Source organism: uncultured Tenacibaculum sp. (genome assembly GCF_947502995.1).
Lineage (GTDB): Bacteria > Bacteroidota > Bacteroidia > Flavobacteriales > Flavobacteriaceae > Polaribacter.
The window spans coordinates 1-587 of record NZ_CANNBW010000063.1; the positions used below are offsets into that span (position 1 = coordinate 1).

The window sequence follows — 587 nt, forward strand, 5'->3', positions numbered from 1 at the left end:
TATACAGTATTTGATGCAGGTACAGGAACAGCTACTGCTATCACAGGAAGTGGAACAGGAAATGTAGCAGAAGCTATTGCAGGTTTATCAGCAGGAGATTACTTTGTTAGAGTTGTAATGACAGCTTTCCCAGATTGTACAAGAGACACAGCTACGTTTACTATAGCAGGTCCAACTGCAGCAATTACTTATACAGCAGTTCCAACAGGAATTACCTGTACAGGAGATAGTGATGGAAGTATCCGTGTTGACGCTGTTACAGGCGGATGGGGTGGTTATGAATACCAATTAGCTCCAGATACAGGTTCAGCTACTCCAGGAGGAACAGGAGCTGTTGCTTACAGCGGAAATAATTTATTTGAGAATTTATTACCAGGAGATTATATCGTAACGGTAAGAGATTCGAATGGCTGTGAGGTACCACAAAATGTTAGTGTTGCTGATGTTATTCAAGTAAACTTTAGCGTTTCTAAGGCAGATAATGCATGTAGTACAGACGGAGGAGAGATTACAGTTACTATTGCAGATGGAAGCTCACCATATACAGCTACTTTAAGCGGTGCATTAGGATCAAGCTTTACTTTAAC

1 protein-coding gene is annotated in these 587 nt (G+C 41.1%); it reads left to right on the top strand.

The features are described 5' to 3' along the window. On the top strand, window positions 1-587 hold a 587-nt coding region (locus Q1A46_RS20735), incomplete at both ends, for a hypothetical protein (RefSeq protein ID WP_299683562.1).